The 15,499-nt window shown below is 64.5% G+C and carries 14 protein-coding genes and 1 tRNA gene; 11 read left to right on the top strand and 4 right to left on the bottom strand.

Going from position 1 to position 15,499, the window contains the following annotated elements; all coding sequences use genetic code 11:
- Positions 1 to 110 precede the first annotated feature (110 nt).
- The 5 genes from WN72_RS29560 to WN72_RS29540 all read left to right on the top strand — a co-directional run bounded on the left by WN72_RS29560 (position 111) and on the right by WN72_RS29540 (position 4,447).
- Entirely contained in the window at positions 111 to 1,316 is a 1,206-nt protein-coding gene (locus tag WN72_RS29560) for an MFS transporter (RefSeq protein ID WP_092220797.1), read from the top strand.
- A 153-nt stretch (positions 1,317 to 1,469) separates the two neighbouring features.
- Entirely contained in the window at positions 1,470 to 2,699 is a 1,230-nt protein-coding gene (locus WN72_RS29555) for a CaiB/BaiF CoA transferase family protein (protein ID WP_092220795.1), read from the top strand.
- Positions 2,700 to 2,703: 4 nt separating this feature from the next.
- Complete coding sequence (locus tag WN72_RS29550; RefSeq protein WP_027564432.1) at positions 2,704 to 3,579, top strand: beta-keto acid cleavage family enzyme; 876 nt, start codon at positions 2,704 to 2,706, stop codon at positions 3,577 to 3,579.
- Between the two features lie 170 nt (positions 3,580 to 3,749).
- Positions 3,750 to 3,965 (top strand): hypothetical protein, encoded by a 216-nt coding sequence (locus WN72_RS29545; RefSeq protein WP_027564431.1) that lies wholly within the window; start codon positions 3,750 to 3,752, stop codon positions 3,963 to 3,965.
- An 89-nt stretch (positions 3,966 to 4,054) separates the two neighbouring features.
- Positions 4,055 to 4,447, top strand: a complete 393-nt coding sequence (locus WN72_RS29540) for a RidA family protein (RefSeq protein ID WP_027564430.1) — start codon at positions 4,055 to 4,057, stop codon at positions 4,445 to 4,447.
- 65 nt (positions 4,448 to 4,512) lie between these two features.
- On the opposite strand, the gene WN72_RS29535 is transcribed toward WN72_RS29540, so the two are convergent.
- Entirely contained in the window at positions 4,513 to 5,175 is a 663-nt protein-coding gene (locus WN72_RS29535; RefSeq protein ID WP_027564429.1) for a TetR/AcrR family transcriptional regulator, read from the bottom strand.
- 316 nt (positions 5,176 to 5,491) lie between these two features.
- Between WN72_RS29535 and WN72_RS29530 the strand changes: the two genes are divergently transcribed.
- From WN72_RS29530 to WN72_RS29520, 3 genes are all read left to right on the top strand, one after another.
- On the top strand, positions 5,492 to 6,727 hold the full coding sequence (locus WN72_RS29530; RefSeq protein ID WP_027564428.1) for an acyl-CoA dehydrogenase family protein: 1,236 nt from the start codon (positions 5,492 to 5,494) through the stop codon (positions 6,725 to 6,727).
- Between the two features lie 127 nt (positions 6,728 to 6,854).
- A complete protein-coding gene (locus WN72_RS29525; RefSeq protein WP_092220792.1) occupies positions 6,855 to 7,913 on the top strand; it encodes a phosphotransferase family protein in 1,059 nt (352 codons plus the stop codon).
- Positions 7,914 to 8,123: 210 nt separating this feature from the next.
- On the top strand, positions 8,124 to 8,750 hold the full coding sequence (locus tag WN72_RS29520; RefSeq protein WP_027564426.1) for a LysE family translocator: 627 nt from the start codon (positions 8,124 to 8,126) through the stop codon (positions 8,748 to 8,750).
- Positions 8,751 to 8,869: 119 nt separating this feature from the next.
- Here WN72_RS29520 and argE read toward each other — a convergent pair whose 3' ends face one another.
- Positions 8,870 to 10,057, bottom strand: a complete 1,188-nt coding sequence (argE, locus tag WN72_RS29515; protein ID WP_027564425.1) for an acetylornithine deacetylase — start codon at positions 10,055 to 10,057, stop codon at positions 8,870 to 8,872.
- Between the two features lie 1,200 nt (positions 10,058 to 11,257).
- Positions 11,258 to 12,043 (bottom strand): SDR family NAD(P)-dependent oxidoreductase, encoded by a 786-nt coding sequence (locus WN72_RS29510; RefSeq protein ID WP_027564424.1) that lies wholly within the window; start codon positions 12,041 to 12,043, stop codon positions 11,258 to 11,260.
- A 135-nt stretch (positions 12,044 to 12,178) separates the two neighbouring features.
- Here WN72_RS29510 and WN72_RS29505 point away from each other — a divergent pair, with 135 nt between their 5' ends.
- Both WN72_RS29505 and WN72_RS29500 read left to right on the top strand, forming a co-directional pair.
- Positions 12,179 to 12,874, top strand: coding sequence for a histidine phosphatase family protein (locus WN72_RS29505; protein ID WP_027564423.1), 696 nt, complete (start codon positions 12,179 to 12,181; stop codon positions 12,872 to 12,874).
- A 70-nt stretch (positions 12,875 to 12,944) separates the two neighbouring features.
- Complete coding sequence (locus tag WN72_RS29500; protein WP_027564422.1) at positions 12,945 to 13,712, top strand: SDR family NAD(P)-dependent oxidoreductase; 768 nt, start codon at positions 12,945 to 12,947, stop codon at positions 13,710 to 13,712.
- A 173-nt stretch (positions 13,713 to 13,885) separates the two neighbouring features.
- Here WN72_RS29500 and WN72_RS29495 read toward each other — a convergent pair whose 3' ends face one another.
- Positions 13,886 to 15,109: a serine hydrolase domain-containing protein gene (locus tag WN72_RS29495; RefSeq protein WP_027564421.1), complete on the bottom strand. Its 1,224-nt coding sequence runs from the start codon at positions 15,107 to 15,109 to the stop codon at positions 13,886 to 13,888.
- Between the two features lie 151 nt (positions 15,110 to 15,260).
- Here WN72_RS29495 and WN72_RS29490 point away from each other — a divergent pair.
- Positions 15,261 to 15,336, top strand: a tRNA-Trp gene (locus WN72_RS29490).
- Positions 15,337 to 15,499: the final 163 nt, after the last annotated feature.

Here is a 15,499-nt window from a genome sequence, read left to right as displayed (position 1 = left end):
CTCCCGGCTGCATTCTGCCATTCGGCGGCTGGCGTTCCCCCGCGCTGAGTCTCCGGGTAAGACGGGCGTCACAGGCGTGATCGGCGCCTGCCGGGCAGGCGACGGTTGGAATGCGGTTCTTGAAATCTGACAGCAGGCTCATCGGCGTCCTGCTGGTGCTGGCGATCACCCAACTCATTGGATGGGGGACGATCGGGCTTCCCGCCATCGTCGGGCGCGATCTTGCGGCTGACCTCGGCATGAGCCTGCCGGCGGTGTTCGGCGGCACCTCCGTTCTCTATGTCACGATGGGCCTGTGCGCGCCCTGGCTTGCCAAGGCATTCGCGCGGCATGGCGCGCGCAAGGTCATGATGGTCGGGACGGTCCTCACCGTGCCCGGATTCGTGCTGCTGTCCTTCGCGCGCGAGCCGGTGCTCTATTTCGCCGCCTGGACCATCTTCGGCGTCGCCGGCAGCGCCACGCTCTCGACCGGCGCCTATATCATGCTGAACGAGATCGCCGGGCGGCAGGCCAAGAGCGCGATCGGCGCGCTTATGCTGGTGACGGGCCTCTCGAGCAGCATCTTCTGGCCGGCCACGTCGTTCCTCAGCGGCCATCTCGGGTGGCGCGGGACCTGCCTCGTCTATGCCGCGATGCTGATCCTCGTGTCGCTGCCGCTCTATGCGTTCGCAGCACCGCGCCGGACCGTCGCGAAGGACGACGGTGCTGCGCCGGCGAAGCGCGCGGAGGCGCCGCGGATTGCGCGGAGCACGTTCGGCCTCGTCGTCTCTGCGATCACCCTCAATGCCTTCGTCAATTTCGGCCTCAGCGCCGTGTTCATCGAGCTGCTGCGGGCGGAGGGACTGGCGCCGGCGCAGGCGATCGCGTTCGGCTCCATGCTCGGCGTGATCCAGGTCAGCGCCCGCGGGCTCGACTTCCTCGGCGGCGGACGCTGGGACGGCATCACGACCGGGCTCGTCGCCGGTACGGCGCTGCCCGTCGCCATGCTGCTCCTAATGCTGAGCGAGGGGGCGACCTGGGCGGTCGCGGTCTTCATCCTGCTCTATGGCGCCGGCAGCGGCGCCATGGCGGTGGCGCGGGCGACGATCCCGCTGGTGTTCTACGACCAGGCCGAGTTCGCCAAGGCGATGTCGATGATCGCGCTGCCGCTCAATCTCGCCTCGGCGATCTCGCCGCCGCTGCTCGCCGGCCTGCTCACCGAGTTCGGCAGCCGCGGCGCGCTCGGTCTCACCTTCGTGTTCTCCTGCGCCACGGTGCTGATCCTGGTGCTGCTCGGCCGGCGAAGGCCGCAGGTGGCTGCGGCGGTCGCGACCTGAGGCTATCTTCGCGGCGCGGAAATTCGCTGCCGCCGGGGCGGGGATGGCCGTATGCCTGGAGCGCAGTGCTCGGGGAACGAAAATGGTGTATCCGCAGGGAGCGCGGCCTGGCTCGAGCCGCCGCGCCAACACCAGTTCCCGGAGGAAACTTACATGTCGGCCTTGCCGCTCTCAGGCATCAAGATCCTTGACCTCACCCGCGTGCTTGCCGGCCCCCTGTCGGCCCAGATGCTGGGCGATCTCGGCGCGGAGGTGATCAAGATCGAGCGGCCGGGCACCGGCGACGACGCGCGCGCCTTCGGCCCGCCTTACCTGACCGATCCCGAGGGCAAGGCCAACAACAACAACTCGTTCTACCTTTGCGCCAACCGCAACAAGAAATCGGTGACCGTCAACATCGCCAAGCCGGAAGGGCAGGCGATCATCCGCGAGCTTGCCAAGGACGCTGACGTCTTCATGGAGAACTACAAGGTCGGCGATCTCAAGCGCTACGGCCTCGACTATGAGACGATCAAGGCGATCAACCCAAAGATCATCTACTGCTCGGTGACCGGCTTCGGCCAGACCGGCCCTTACGCGCCGCGCGCCGGCTATGACGCGATCCTCCAGGCGATGGGCGGTCTGATGAGCGTCACCGGCCATATCGACGGCGAGCCGGGCGAGGGCCCGATGAAGGTCGGCCCCTCCATCGTCGACTACATGACCGGCATGAACACCTCGATCGGCATCCTCTCGGCGCTCTACCATCGCGACGTCAATGGCGGGCAGGGGCAGCACATCGACGTCTGCCTGTTCGACACCGTCATCGCCTCACTGTCGCACTGGCTGCAGATCTACCTCGTCAACGGCAAGATGCCGCCGCGCCGCGGCACCTGGGGCAATGGCGGCATGCCGGCCGGCGTGTTCCGCTGCACCGACGGCGAACTGATGCTGGTGGTCGGCAATGACGGCCAGTTCCAGCGCACATGCGCCGTGCTCGGCGAGCCCGGGCTCGCCACCGATCCGCGCTTCATCAAGAACAACGACCGCGTCGTGCACAGCAAGGAGATCATGGCGATCTTCGCCGGCCTGTTCCTGAAAAAGCCGGTGGCGTACTGGCTGGAGAAGCTGGAGGAGGCCGGCGTGCCGTCAGGCCCGATCAACAATTTCGAGCAGGTGTTCTCCGATCCGCACGTGCAGTCGCGCGGCATGCGCGTGAAGGTCGACCATCCCTTCGAGCCCGATCTGTCGCTGATCCGCAACGCGCTGACCCTCTCGGAGACCCCGATCGAGACCTACCGCGCCCCGCCGCTGCTCGGCGAGCACACCCAGGAAATCCTCGGTGGCAAGCTCGGCTATGATGCGGGGAAGATCGAGGAGCTGAAGAAGCAGGGGATCATCTGATTTTATGACCGGCAAAACCATCATCACCTGCGCCATCACCGGCAACCTGACAAAGCCCGAGCAGTCGCCGTACCTGCCGATCACGCCCGAGCAGATCGCGACCTCGGCGCTGGAAGCCGCCGACGCCGGCGCCGCCATCGCGCACATTCATGTGCGCGATCCCGCGACGGGGCGGCCATCGATGGAGATCGATCTCTACCGCGATGTCGTGGATCGCATCCGCGCCCGCAACAAGAGCCTCATCATCAACCTCACCACTGGTCCCGGCGGCCGTTTCGTGCCCTCGGTCGAGGATCCTCGTGTCGCCGCCCCCGGCACCACGCTGCTTCAACCTGAAAAGCGCGTCGCGCATATCGAGCTCATCAAGCCCGACATCTGCACGCTCGACCTCAACACCATGAATTCCGGCGGCGAGGTCGTGATCAACACGCCGCGCAACGTCCGGATCATGGCCGAGCGGATGAAGGCGGCGGGCGTGCTGCCGGAGATCGAGTTGTTCGATTCCGGCGACTGTCATCTGGCGCGCGACATGCTCGCTGATGGCTCGCTGAAGGGGCCGGGCCTGTTCTCGCTCGTGCTCGGTGTCAAATACGGCTTCTCCGCGACGCCGGAGACGATGTTCTACGCCCGCAGCCTGCTGCCGCCGGGCGCGATCTGGTCCGGCTTCGGTATCGGCCGCGCCGAGTTCCCGATGGTTGCGCAGGCCTATTTGCTCGGCGGCCATGTCCGCGTCGGCATGGAGGACAATCTTTATATGTCCAAGGGCGTGCTTGCGAAGACCAATGCCGAGCTGGTCGCGCACGCCGCCGGCATTCTAAAAAGCCTCGGCGCGAGCGTTGCGACCGCGCAGGACGCGCGCGCGATGCTGGGCCTAGCGTAGCACGACGCCGGCGCCGGAATGTTGAGCATGGATTGGTGACCTCAGTGTGGCGCAGACCGGGCCTTGCGTAGAGCTTGCGCGCAATCCCCAGATAAACCCGGTCCGTAGTCGCACAGGCTTCCGCTTCGCGCGCGAGTCTGATCTCCTCCCGTAAGTCGGGAGGGAAGCGCATGTCCTATACGATCGGGTTCCAGGCCAAGGACCAGAAGGCAATTCTGGCGACCGAGGCGGCCACCGCCAATCAGGCCGTCGCCATCATCGCCGCGCTGCGACAGAGCGCCGACGAGATCAAGTTCATCCGCTCGCCGCAGGAAGGCGAGATGGGCATCGAGATGCTGCTGCTGCTCGCCAAGGAAGAGGCCGAGGAGATGCCGCAGCGGGGCTGACCCGCCGCCACACTTCGATCAGAAGCGAAACATGCTGGCTGCAGAATAATGTAGTCAGGCGCTAGTATCGCTCGAACCGAAGGTGGTCCATGAAACGCGAAGCGCTCCGCGTCGAACCGATCTCGTCCTTTCTCGATCGCTGGAAGGCGCCGACCTCGCCGGTGACGCGCGCCGGCAACATGATCTTCGTCGCCGGCCTGCCGCCGTTCGATCCCGAGACCGGCGAGCTTGCGGAGATGCCGATCGAGCGGCAGAGCGAGATCATCATGGAGCAGATGAAGCTGTGCCTCGAGACGGCCGGCGCCTCGCTCGACAACGTCATGAAGTGCAACGTCTACTGCACCTCGACCAAACACTTCGCCGCGTTCAACGCGGTCTATGCCCGCTATTTCCCCAATGATCCGCCGGCGCGGATCTTCGTCTGCACGCCGGAATGGTTCGGCCCCTTCGACGTCGAGATCGACTGCATCGCGATGATGTGAGGATCAATGCGTTTTCGAGCGAAGTGGATGCCGGTTCGCGTAAAGAAAACGCGTCAAACGAGAGTTTAGCGCGCAGCGATCTTCGCCGGCGCCTTCGCCTCCGTCCGTCCCGCCGTCAGCGCCATCGTCGCGACGCTGACGACCCGCTCCACCACGTCCTCGACGTCGTCGAGATCGCATTTACCTTCCGACAGCTTCGTCAGCCGCTCGCTCTCGCGGATGGTGTGGTGCGCCATCGCGAGTGCGAAGTTCAGGCCCCAATAGATCTCGACCTCGCTGCGGTCGGGCAGGGAGCGGCGCATCGCGCCGGCGAATTTGCGCAAATGGTCGATCTCGCGGTTCTTGATGCGGCGGATCGGCGGCACGGATTCGATCGAGGCGCGGATCATGAAGCGCGCCGCGGTGGAGCGCTGGTTCTCGGGTCCGAGGCAGCCGCGCAAGGTCGGGCCGACCAGCGCATGCAGGATCACCTCGATCGGTGCGCGGCCGCCGCCTTGCTCTTCCGCCGCCTTCAGTTCGCGCAGACGCTCGCGGTTGGTCGCGATCGAGCGGGTGACGAACAGCTCCGCGATCAGCTCGTCCTTCGAGCCGAAATGATAGTTCACCGCGGCGAGGTTGACCCCGGCCTCCGCGACGATGTCGCGCAATGTGACGTCGCCAAAACCGCGGTCGGCATAAAGCCGTTCGGCGGCGGCGAGAATGGCGGACCTGGTGTGATCGCTGGCCATGGCTTGGACCTCGTCATTCCGGGGCGCGGCGCAGTCGCGAACCCGGAATCCCGCGCCGCAATCTCTGGATTCCCGGTTCGACGCTTCGCGTCGCCCCGGAATGACGTGCGAGACACGAGGCGTCGGGAGTTGCAATTCAAACAGTTGTATGAAACTATCGTTTGAAGGCCGGGAAAAGTCAATCCGCAATCGGGACTCGTTCGCAACTCGCGGGCCGGTTCCACTGAAACGCCCGCAAGTCGCGCTTGCGGGCCGTGCGCGGCGGGAGGACAGTCCGGCGCAAAACGACCAGTGAGAGAAAAACGAGGAGCGTCCCATGGATTTCGATCTGTCGCCGAAGCAGAAGGAATGGCTCGACCGCGTGCGGTCCTTCATGGCCAAGCACGTGCGTCCGGCGGTGCCGATCTATGACGAACAGGATCGCAGCGGCGAGCGCTGGAAGGTGATCCCCATCCTCGAGGACCTCAAGAAGAAGGCGAAGGCCGAAGGCCTCTGGAACATGTTCATGCCGCCGAGCGAGCATGAGGACGACGAATTCCGCGGCGCGGGATTGACCAATCTCGAATACGCGCTGCTGTCGGAAGAGATGGGCCGCATCACCTGGGCTTCCGAGGTGTTCAACTGTTCCGCGCCCGACACCGGCAACATGGAAGTGTTCATCCGCTACGCCACCAAGGAACAGAAGCGCAAATGGCTGCGCCCGCTGATGGACGGCGAGATCCGCTCGGCCTTCCTGATGACGGAACCGGCGGTCGCATCGTCGGACGCGACCAACATCGAGACCCGGATCGAAAAGGATGGCGACCACTACGTCATCAACGGCCGCAAGTGGTGGTCGTCCGGCGTCGGCGATCCCCGCTGCAAGATCGCGATCCTGATGGGCAAGACCGATCCGTCGGCCGCCAAGCACCAGCAGCAGTCGCAGATCCTGGTTCCGCTCGACACGCCCGGCATCAAGGTTGAGAAGATGCTGCCGGTGTTCGGTTTCGATGACGCGCCGCACGGCCATGCCCAGGTGCTGCTCCAGAACGTGCGGGTGCCGAAGGAGAACATCCTGCTCGGCGAAGGCCGCGGCTTCGAGATCGCGCAGGGCCGCCTCGGCCCCGGCCGCATCCATCACTGCATGCGCACCATCGGCAAGGCCGAGGAGGCGCTGGAGAAGATGGTGAAGCGGCTCGCCTCGCGCACCGCGTTCGGCAAGAGGATCATCGAGCACAGTGTGTGGGAGCAGCGCATCGGCGAGGCCCGCACCGACATCGAGATGAACCGCCTGTTGTGCCTCAAGGCCGCCGACATGATGGACAAGGTCGGCAACAAGACCGCGCAGCTCGAGATCGCCATGATCAAGGTCGCAGGTCCCAACATGGCCTTGAAGATCATCGACCAGGCGATCCAGGCCTTTGGCGGTGCCGGCGTCTCGGATGAAGCGGGCCTTGCCAAGGACTACGCCCATATCCGCACGCTCCGTCTCGCCGACGGTCCGGACGAGGTGCACAATCGCGCCATTGCCAGACTTGAACTTCGGAAGTATGCAAACTCTCCCAGTCATTAAGAGGGAGAGCCAAAGCGGCGCTCCCGACTTGAAGAAACGACAGGGCACGATCGAGGTGACCGCTTGACGCAAGTGCGTCAGCGGTTACCGATTAGGATCATGTCCCGACTGAAGAGGGAGCGTCACCGTGGCTGACGGCGTCAGGAAAGACGAAGAGTTCTCGGGCACCAAGCCGGTCGAGGAGCGGCATCGTTTCGACGAGCTGCGCCTCGAGGCGTGGATGCGCGAGAACGTCGAGGGTTTTGAAGGCCCGCTGGTCGTGCTCCAGTTCAAGGGCGGCCAGTCCAACCCGACGTATCGCCTCAACACGCCGATGCGTTCCTACGTGATGCGCAGAAAGCCGTTTGGCAAATTGCTGCCGTCGGCGCACGCGGTCGATCGCGAATATCGCGTGATCGCGGCCCTTGGAAAGCAGGGATTTCCGGTCGCACACGCCTACGCGCTGTGCCAGGACGACGGCGTGATCGGCGCTGCCTTCTACATCATGTCGATGGAGGAGGGGCGGGTGTTCTGGGATCCGACGCTGCCGAGCCAGGACGCCGATGCGCGGCGAAAGATCTTCACCAGCAAGATCGAGACGCTGGCCAAGCTGCACATGTTCGATCCCGTCGCGATCGGGCTCGGCGACTTCGGCAAGCCCGGCAATTATTTTGCGCGGCAGATCGACCGCTGGACCAAGCAGTATCGGGCGTCCGAGACGCAGCACATTCCGGAGTTCGAGAAGGTCGCCGAATGGCTGCCCAAGACCGTGCCGGAGCAGGCGCGCGTCTCGATCGTCCATGGCGACTATCGCCTCGACAACATGATTTTCCACGCGACGGAACCGCGCGTGCAGGCCGTGCTGGATTGGGAGCTGTCGACGCTGGGCGATCCCATGGCCGATTTCACCTATCTGCTCATGCAGTGGATCATGCCGGGCTTGCAGGGCGTCGACATCGAGGCGCTCAACATCCCGAGCCTGGAAGAGGCGGCGCAGATCTATTGCAACGTCACCAGGATGAGCGTGCCCGATCTCAACTGGTATTTTTCGTACAATCTCTTCCGCCTCGCAGGGATCACGCAAGGTATCGCCGGCCGCATCCGCGACGGCACCGCCGCCAACGCCAAGGCGCTCGAATCTGCCAAGCGCACCGTGCCGCTGTCGAAAGCGTCATGGGAGTACGCGCAGAAGGCGGGCGCGGTTTAGGAACGACAAAGGCGCGGCTGATGGCCGCGCCTTTTGCTTTGGTGCGCTGCTGTTTCCACAAGCTCAGTGTCATTGCCCGCGAAAGCGGGCAATCCAGTATGCCAGAGGCAGCAGTGCTTGAGCCGAAAAGCCGCGGCGTACTGGATGCCCCGCTTTCGCGGAGCATGACATCGGCTTCGTAGGGACACTCGCGAAAGAAATGCTGATCACATGATCGACCACGCGACCCTCATCACCTACATCCTCATCGTGCTCGGCTTCGTCTTCATCCCGGGCCCGGCGACGCTGCTCACCATGGCGCGGGCGGCAAGCTCGGGAACGAAGGTCGGCATCGCGACGGGGGCGGGCATTGCGGCCGGCGATCTGATCCACACCTCGATGGCGATCGTCGGGCTGTCGGCGATCATCGCGACCTCCGCGCTGCTGTTCAGCATCGTCAAATATGCCGGCGCGGCGTTCCTGGTCTATCTCGGCATTCGCGCCATGCTCGACAAGGCGCCGATCGAGCTGAACGGAGGCGCGCCGGCGATCGGCGCGGGCCGCGCCTTCCGGCAGGCCGTCCTGACCGAAGTGCTCAATCCCAAGACCGCGCTGTTCTTCCTGGCGTTCCTGCCGCAATTCGTGAAGCCGGAGCACGGCGCGACCGCGCTTCAGCTTGCCATCCTCGGCGTCGTCTTCGTGCTGCTCGGCCTGCTCAGCACCGTCGTGTTCGCCGTCGGTGCCGGCCGTCTCGGCAATCTCCTGCGCCGTCATCCCGCGGTGGTGAAATGGCAGGGCAAGGTGGTCGGCACCATCTACTGCGCCGTCGGCATCAGGCTGGCCTTGCAGGAGCGCTGAGGCGCGTCGCTCTTGTAGGGGGCAAAAGCGCGCAGCGCCGTGCCCACGGTTTCCTCGCGATGATAGTAGAGTCGTGGGCACGCTTCGCTTTGCCCACCCTACGGCAGGGTCGCTTGCGGCTACCCCTTCGCACAATGCGCGATCAATCTCTCGACGAAGCCTGCGCATTTCTCCAGCTCCGCCATCTCCACGAACTCATCCGGCGTGTGTGCCTGCGCGATCGAGCCCGGGCCGATCACCACCGACGGGATATCGGCCATGCTGGCGAACAGGCTCGCCTCGGTGCCGAAGGCGACTTTGGCGTGGTCGTTGCGCCCCGCAAGGCTCTTGGCGAGCGTGACGATGCCGGCGTCGGCGGCGGTGTCGAGCGCGGGATAGTCGAGGATCTCCTCGAAATCGATGCCGCACTCGGGATTCCTCGCCTTCATCGCCGGCTCGAGCTCGGCCTTGGCCCAGGCGACGATCGCATCCGTCACCTCGCGCGACTCGGTGATGCCGATGCCGCGGCATTCGAAATCCACCGTGCAGGTGTCGGGCACGATGTTCAGCGCGGCGCCGCCATGCACGATGCTGGTGAGCAGCGTCGAATGCGGAACGTCGTAGAGGCTGTCCGACGACCGCGCGGCCGCGAGCTTCTCTGCGCGGCGGCGGATCTCGACGATCAGCTCGGCGGCATATTCGATCGCGTTGACGCCGTCGGGCGCGATCGAGGAGTGGCGGGCGAGGCCATGGAACGTGGCGCGCACGCCGTGCTTGCCCTTGTGGCCGATGATGACCTGCATGTGGGTCGGCTCGCCGATGAAGGCACCGAGCGGCCTGACCTTCTTCTTTGCCACCTCGCGCAGCATCGGCCGCACGCCGACGCAGCCGATCTCCTCGTCATAGGAGATCGCGAGATGAATCGGCGTGTTCAGTTTGGCTTCCAGCATCTCCGGCACCATGGCAAGGCACACCGCCACAAAGCCCTTCATGTCGGTGGTGCCGCGGCCAAAGAGCTTGCCGTCGCGCTCGACCAGCTTGAACGGATCGTGGCTCCAGTCCTGGCCGATAACAGGCACGACGTCGGTATGGCCGGACAGCACGAGGCCGGGGCGATCCTCCGGCCCGATCGTGACCCACAGCGAAGCCTTCTGCCCGGTCTCGTCGACAATGCGCTCGCCCTTGACGCCGAGGAAGGCGAGATAGCTCTCGATGTGGGCGATCAAAGGCAAATTGGTGCGATCGCTGATCGTGTCGAAGTCGACGAGGTCGGCGAGGAGGTGGCGGATGCGATCGGCTCTGGAGCTCGGGAAGATCGGGTTCGGCATTGTCTTTTCTTGTCGGGGATTGGAGAGGCTGAAGTTGCTTGCATGAACCATACCAACGTGAAGGTCCAATGAGCAAATCAACACGGAGGTTCCGTAGCGCGGATGGAGCCAACGGGTCGCGCGAATGCGCGCCCGATGACAGGCTCCGCGCAATCCGGGCTACAAGGCCTCGGGCTACGAGATCTTGCGTTGCCCGTCGGGCAAAACACCCAAACCATCGGTCAACGCCGCGCGCCAAAAATATTCCACTTTACCGAAATTCGGAAATCGCGTATGTGTCGCCGCAACCCGGCCCAAGGAAGAGGGGCGTATCGCGATCGTCACGAACGTGGACCGGGCGGCGGTGGGCGTGGGCCACATCGGCGCGAAAAGCTTCGCAGGGCGGGCAACCGTGAGCGAAGACCTCGCGCCTGCGACAGATGTGGTTCACGTACGGCAAAATCGTGTGGTCCTGGCGCCCGGGGTCTGTGCGCCAAGTCTTGCGGTGATGTGGCGGCCCGACCGGGCACGCGCATCAGTCATCTGCACGGCGACGGGGGCAATAGTGCATCGCTCCCCGGGGAGCGCACGACATAAGCCGTTCCAACCACTGCGCAGGGAAGGCCGGATGTTTGGCTTCACCTGTATGCCGCTGTGCAAATTCTTTGTTGCCACCTTTCGCACAGTGGACCGTGGGTGCCCGGCCGGCACCTGGTCTTCCCTGCGCCCTCTTTCAATCGAGGGTGAGGTATCGAGGCAAAGCTCGGGCGAAATGCGCCGCGAGGATGCGAAGGTGTGTCTGCAATTGAAGATCGAAATGCTAACGTTGCGGCGAGCACCACCCCGTGACCGTCACCCTGAGGTGCCGAAGCGAAGCGGAGGCCTCGAAGGGCGACAGCCCAGCTGCACCTAGGCCGTTCATCCTTCGAGGCTCGCTACGCTCGCACCTCAGGATGCCGGAATGGATACTGCCAGTGCGGAATAATTCTGGATTGCTTCGCTGCGCTCGCAATGACGATGTTGGAACAAGGTGTGGACGAAAACTCAGGTCTCGTGCCCCGGACGCAGCGCAGCGCTTCTTCAGCGGTGCGCTGCAGAGCCGGGGCCCATGCTTGTGGCACTTTGGGTCCCGGCTCTGCGGAGCGGCACCATAGCGCGTCGAAGACGCGCGTGAACGCGCTTATGGCGCCGCACCGCGTCAGGGACACGAGACTGTCCTTGTTAAACCGGCTTACCCGTATACGGCATCGACGCCGTCAGACCGCCGTCCACCGGGAATGCCTGCCCATTCACATACGAGGCCTCGTCGCTCGCCAAGAAGAGCCCCATCGCGGCGAGCTCATGCGGTTGGCCCGGACGCTTCAGCGGATTGAGCTGGCCGATCTTGTCTTGAGTCCCCCGCTCCTTGGCGCGATCGAAGATCGGCTTGGTCATGCCGGTTTCGATCAGGCCGGGGCACACCGCGTTGATGCGCACGCCGGTGCCGGTGAGCGAATAGGCGGTGGTCTGCACCAGCGAGATCACGCCGGCCTTGCTCGCCGCATAGGGATGACCGCTGGCGCCGGCCTTGAGGCCCGCGACGGACGCCGTGAGCACGATCGCGCCGGACTGCTGCTTCACCATGTGCGGCATCGCGTACTTCACCGCGAGGAACGGCCCGATCAGGTTGATGCGCAAGATCTCCTGCCAGTGCTCGACGGTCTGCTCGGCAAGCGGAACGAGCCCGCCGGAGACTCCGGCATTGGCCCAGATCACGTCGAGCCTTCCATGCGTCTTCACGGCCTTGTCGATCACCGCGATGACGTCCTTTTCGGAGCCGGCATCCGCGACCATCGCTTCCGCGACACCGCCGGCCTTCTTCACCTCGTCGACGGTCTCCTTCACCGCCTCGGTGCGATCGACTGCGATCAGCCTTGCGCCTTCCTTGGTGAAGAGGAGTGCGGCGGCGCGGCCGATGCCGCTGCCGGCGCCGGTGATGATGACGGATTTGCCTTGCAGGCGGCCCATGCGCTTCTCCCTGGGTTCGTGCACGACGCTTGCCGCGCGACGGAATTTCAAACAGAATTTGAAACGGTAAAGTGTCTTGAGACACGTTCGCTACTGACGTACAGCGACATCACACGGGATGGAAGGGTTTCGATGATGTCCGGCTCCGGCAAGAAGGTCGTCACGACGCGGTGGTGGTGGGTTCGTCATGCGCCGGTGCGCAATGACGGCGGCAACATCTACGGGCAGAGCGATATCGCCTGCGACACCAGCGACACCTATGTGTTCAACGCTGTTGCCAAGGTGTTGCCACGTCACGCGGTCTGGTATTCGAGCAATCTGATGCGGACGCACCAGACCGCCGAAGCGATCTGGGCGGCGGGCTTCCCGAAGCCGGCGTCGATGAAGTGGGAGGCGGATCTCGCCGAGCAAAATCTCGGGAAATGGCAGGGCATGAACCGCGCCGAGTTCGTCGCCAGCCGCCCGGTCGGCACGAGCTGGTTCGCCGACATCAACGAGCCGGCACCCGGCGGCGAAAGTTTCATGGATCTCTACAACCGCACGCGCCGCACCATCGAGCGGATCAACAATGAGGCGGCTGGCCAGGATATCATCGCGGTCGCCCATGGCGGCACCATCAAGGCGGCGGTCGGCCTTGCGCTCGGCGACCTGCCGGAGCAAGGGCTCGCATTCGATATCGACAACGTCTCGGTGACGCGGCTCGATTATTTCGCCAGCCCCGAGCGCAGCGTCTGGCGCTTGCCGATGGTGAACCAGCAGCCGTGGATCGCGGACGATGCGCACGCGGCGATGCATCAGCCGGCGGGACCGGAAGTCAAGAAGCTCGCCTGAGACCGCTGTCCGCGCAAGCGGACGCGGCGTAGACTTCAGGCCAAATCAAATCGTACCTTGGGAGGAAAGCATGACCTTGTTCGACATGAAGGGGAAAGTCGCCGTCATCACGGGATCGACGCGCGGCATCGGGCTTGCGATCGCCGAGCGCATGGCCGAGCACGGCGCCAAGGTCGTGATCTCCTCGCGCAAGGCCGACGTCTGCGAGCAGGTCGCCAAAGACATCAACGACAAGTACGGCAAGGGCACCGCGGTCGCGATCGCCGCCAACATCTCATCGAAAGAGAATCTGCAAAACCTCGTCGACGAGAGCAACCGCGCCTTCGGCAAGATCGACGTGCTGGTCTGCAACGCCGCGTCGAATCCGTATTACGGTCCGCTCGCCGGCATCTCCGACGATCAGTTCAGAAAAATTCTCGACAACAACATCGTCGCCAACAACTGGCTGATCTCGATGGTGGTGCCGCAGATGATCGAGCGCAAGGACGGCTCGGTGATCATCGTCTCCTCGATCGGCGGCTTGAAAGGCTCGACCATCCTCGGCGCCTACGCGATCTCGAAAGCCGCAGACATGCAGCTCGCGCGCAACCTCGCTTGCGAATACGGCAAGCACAACATCCGCGTGAACTGCATCGCGCCCGGCCTGATCAAGACCGATTTCGCCAAGGCGCTGTGGGACAATCCGGAGAATTTGAAGGCCTCGACCTCGCGCTCGCCGCTGCTCCGCATCGGCATCCCCGACGAGATCGCGGGCGCCGCCGTGTTCCTGGGCTCAAAGGCCGGCGACTTCATGACCGGCCAGACCATGGTGATCGACGGCGGTGCGACGATCAGTTGACGCGATAGAGCGGGAAGGGCCACGCAGTTGACCCAACAACAGGTGTCATCGCCCGCGAAGGCGGGCGATCCAGTACTCCGCAGCGGAAATGGTGTGAACGAACTGCTGCCGCGGAGTACTGGATGCCCCGCCTTCGCGGGGCATGACAGTGAGGGTGGAGATGCGGCGCCCCTTCACTCCACCGCCGCGTAAACCAGATCGCGCACCAAGGTCCGCGTAAAATCACGCTGTCCCGGGCCCTGGCTCATGAACACCGCTAACAGATCCTCCTTCGGATCGATCCAGAAGAACGTGCCCGCAATGCCGCTCCAGAAATAGGTGCCGACGCTACCGGGGAAGGGCGCGATGCCGGCCTCGCGGCGGACGGCGAAGCCGAGGCCGAAGCCGTGGCCGGGCGAGAGCAGAGTGCCGTTGGTAACGACATCAGGCCCGAGATGATCTGATGCCATCAGCTCCAGCGTCTTGCGGCCGATGATCCTGTTGCCGTCGAGTGTGCCGCCATTGCGCAGCATCAGCGCGAAGCGGGCATAATCCATCGTGGTCGAGACCAGACCGCCGCCGCCGGATTCCATCACCGGCTGCTCGAGCATGTTGAACAGCGCGACCTTGTCGCCGGTCCAGGGATCGGATGCGAAAGCCTCGGCGAGCCTGTTGGCATTGGTCTCAGCGGTCGAGAAGCCGGTCTCGGTCATCTGAAGCGGCGCGAGGATGCGTTCGGCGAGGTACGCGCCGAGCGACTTGCCGCTGATGACTTCGATGATGCGGCCGAGGATGTCGGTGGAGCGGCTGTAGTTGAACTCGTCGCCGGGCTGACAGACGAGGGGGAAGCTCGCCACCAGCGCGGCGTGCTCGGCATTGGTGATCTTGCGGCTGCGGACGCGGGATTCCTGGTAGAGCTTGTGCACGGGGCCGTCGCCCTGGTGCTCGTAGGTCAGGCCCGAGGTGTGGCGAAGCAGATCCTGCACCGTCATCGGCCGCCGGGCCGGAACCAGTTCCAGCTTGCCACCGCTGACGACGGCGACCTTCTGATCGGCGAACTCCGGGATGAACTTGGCAACGGGATCGCCGAGCAGCAGATGGCCGTCCTCGACCAGCGCCATGATGCCGACCGAGACGATCGGCTTGGTCATCGAGAAGATGCGGAAGATCGAATCAAGCGCCATCGGCGCGGACCCCGCCGGACTCTGCTTGCCGAGCGCCTCGAACCAGCCTACCTGGCCGCCCCTCGCCACCAGCACAGTCACGCCGGGCACGGTTCCCTTGTCGATCTCGCGCTTGAACGCATCCGACATCGCCTGGAGACGGGGCCGCGACAGGCCCAGCGTCTCGGGCTTGGCCTCGGGCAGAGGCGGGGTTTTCGGCGCGGTCGAGGGGCGGGCGGCGGCAGTCGCGGTCATGGTCACTCCCGGGGGACATTATTATCGGGAACGGACTGTGACCCAGAAGGCGCGGCACAAACAAGCGAAGCCAGCGCGCTTCACCCTTGCAAACCAGCCGCCCCCTGTGCTTGAAAGCGCCCCTGATCCGCGTGGCGACGCGAGGGTCCGTAGGAGTGTAGCTCAATTGGTAGAGCACCGGTCTCCAAAACCGGGGGTCGCAGGTTCGAGCCCTGCCACTCCTGCCAGTCCATCCAGCCAATCAGGATAGAGGCAGGTCGGGTAACCCATTGATCCGGATCAGGTCCGCGCGCGGTTGCCGCGGGCATCCGGGCTCGGCCACACCTTGACCTTTGGCCCCATCCGCAGTATCTACCCGGCACTCGCAGCCGGCCCGTTGAGATGCGGATA

The organism is Bradyrhizobium arachidis (assembly GCF_015291705.1).
Lineage (GTDB): Bacteria > Pseudomonadota > Alphaproteobacteria > Rhizobiales > Xanthobacteraceae > Bradyrhizobium > Bradyrhizobium arachidis.
The sequence above is the reverse complement of the archived record's forward strand: the minus strand, read 5'-3'. Positions and strand labels throughout refer to the sequence as shown.

Bases quoted from the DNA above. Each gene is read 5' to 3' on its own strand.
- WN72_RS29545 (WP_027564431.1), top strand. From the start codon at position 3,750: ATGTCCTATACGATCGGGTTCCAGGCCAAGGACCAGAAGGCAATTCTG.
- WN72_RS29505 (WP_027564423.1), top strand. From the start codon at position 12,179: ATGTCCGGCTCCGGCAAGAAGGTCGTCACGACGCGGTGGTGGTGGGTT.
- WN72_RS29550 (WP_027564432.1), top strand. From the start codon at position 2,704: ATGACCGGCAAAACCATCATCACCTGCGCCATCACCGGCAACCTGACA.
- WN72_RS29495 (WP_027564421.1), bottom strand. From the start codon at position 15,109: ATGACCGCGACTGCCGCCGCCCGCCCCTCGACCGCGCCGAAAACCCCG.
- WN72_RS29520 (WP_027564426.1), top strand. From the start codon at position 8,124: ATGATCGACCACGCGACCCTCATCACCTACATCCTCATCGTGCTCGGC.
- WN72_RS29500 (WP_027564422.1), top strand. From the start codon at position 12,945: ATGACCTTGTTCGACATGAAGGGGAAAGTCGCCGTCATCACGGGATCG.
- argE (WP_027564425.1), bottom strand. From the start codon at position 10,057: ATGCCGAACCCGATCTTCCCGAGCTCCAGAGCCGATCGCATCCGCCAC.
- WN72_RS29510 (WP_027564424.1), bottom strand. From the start codon at position 12,043: ATGGGCCGCCTGCAAGGCAAATCCGTCATCATCACCGGCGCCGGCAGC.
- WN72_RS29560 (WP_092220797.1), top strand. From the start codon at position 111: ATGCGGTTCTTGAAATCTGACAGCAGGCTCATCGGCGTCCTGCTGGTG.
- WN72_RS29555 (WP_092220795.1), top strand. From the start codon at position 1,470: ATGTCGGCCTTGCCGCTCTCAGGCATCAAGATCCTTGACCTCACCCGC.
- WN72_RS29530 (WP_027564428.1), top strand. From the start codon at position 5,492: ATGGATTTCGATCTGTCGCCGAAGCAGAAGGAATGGCTCGACCGCGTG.
- WN72_RS29535 (WP_027564429.1), bottom strand. From the start codon at position 5,175: ATGGCCAGCGATCACACCAGGTCCGCCATTCTCGCCGCCGCCGAACGG.
- WN72_RS29540 (WP_027564430.1), top strand. From the start codon at position 4,055: ATGAAACGCGAAGCGCTCCGCGTCGAACCGATCTCGTCCTTTCTCGAT.